We start from the raw sequence: 1,426 nt of genomic DNA, 5'->3' as shown, positions 1-1,426 counted from the left end.
CCGGCTCTTCAGAATTGAGGGTGTAGTCGGGGTCTGAATCCGCCGACCTCGAGCAGGGCTCTGGCGATGTAGTTCGTCAGGTTGCGGAATCCGAGGGCGGAGCCGCGCAGGTGCTCGAGCCGGCCGTTCATGGCCTCGGTGGGGCCGTTCGATGTGCCGGGCCGGTCGAAGTAGGCCAGGACGTCGGCGGCGCGCCGCTTGAGGGTGCGGCCGAGTCGGCGGAGCTCGGTCAGCGCGGCGGGTACTCCGGTGGCGACCGAGGCGATCACCTTCTCCATCAGGACGCGCCCGCGGGCCCGGTCGGGCTCACGGTAGGCGGTGATCATGCGCTGGTAGACGGCCCAGGTCGCCTCGACCGCGACGTGGGCGTCACCGGCGAACAGCCGATCGAGTCGCTGCTTCTGCCTCTCGGAGAGCAGGTCGGTCCCGGTGTGCAGGGTCCGGCGGGCGGCGTAGAGCGGGTCACCCTTGCGGCCGCGGTGGCCGTGGATGTTCTGCTGGACGCGCCGGCGGCACTGGTCCAGCGCATCGCCGGCCAACCTCACGACGTGGAACGGGTCCATGACCGCGACGGCGTCGGGTAGCTCCTCGGTGGTGGCGGTCTTGAACCCGGAGAAGCCGTCCATCGCGACGATCTCGACCCCGTCGCGCCAGGCCTGCGGGCGCTGGGTGAGCCAGGTCTTGAACGCCTGCTTTGAGCGCCCCTCGACCATGTCAAGCAGCCGGGAGGGCCCGGTGCCGTCACGGATGCCGGTCAGGTCGATGATGACGGTGACGTACTTGTCGCCGCGGCGGGTGTGACGCCAGACGTGCTCGTCGACGCCAATGACCTTCACGCCGTCGAACCGGGTCGGGTCCTCGATCAGCACCCGGCGGCCTTCGTCCAGGACCGCGGTGTTGGCGGTGTTCCACGAGACTCCCAGGCCCTCGGCTACCCGGGCGACCGTGAGGTGCTGGACGACGATGCCCTCCAGGGCCCAGCGCAGGCCGCGGCGGGAGAGCTTCGCCCGTGGCTCGGCGGCGGCGGTGGTGTCCTGGCGCCACACGTGCCCGCATCCGGTGCACCGGTAGCGGCGCACCCTGATCTCCAGCGTGGTGGGGCGCCAGCCCAGCGGCTCGTGCGCCAGCCGCCGGGTGACGGTGTCCCTCGGGGCGCCCTCGCACCCGCATCGCCGGCACCAGCCGTCGGGCTCGACCACCCGGCAGGCCAGCACCGCATGGTCGGGCTCGAGACGCTGCCCGACGACCTCCAGGCCGAGCTCGTCGAGTCGGGCGAACGTGGTCAGGTCAGGGCGAACGAAGGTAGCGTCGGGCACGTCGAGGTCTTTCAGATGGCTGGCGTAGGAACCTCCATCTTCGGAAGACCTCGACCCCTATCCGGTCACCGACGCGCCAGCCCCCACTACACCCTCAACTGCGAAGAGCC

The 1,426-nt window shown here is 70.8% G+C and carries 1 protein-coding gene; it reads right to left on the bottom strand.

Annotated features, from left to right (window positions below; translation table 11 throughout):
- Positions 1 to 8: 8 nt before the first annotated feature.
- The gene (locus tag ABD774_RS21460; RefSeq protein ID WP_345045806.1) at positions 9 to 1,316 is read right to left on the bottom strand and encodes an ISL3 family transposase; all 1,308 of its coding nucleotides are present in this window, start codon (positions 1,314 to 1,316) and stop codon (positions 9 to 11) included.
- Positions 1,317 to 1,426: the final 110 nt, after the last annotated feature.

Origin of the sequence: Georgenia daeguensis (assembly GCF_039537705.1) — a bacterium.
In the GTDB taxonomy this organism is placed as follows: Bacteria; Actinomycetota; Actinomycetes; order Actinomycetales; family Actinomycetaceae; genus Georgenia; species Georgenia daeguensis.
The sequence above is the reverse complement of the archived record's forward strand: the minus strand, read 5'-3'. Positions and strand labels throughout refer to the sequence as shown.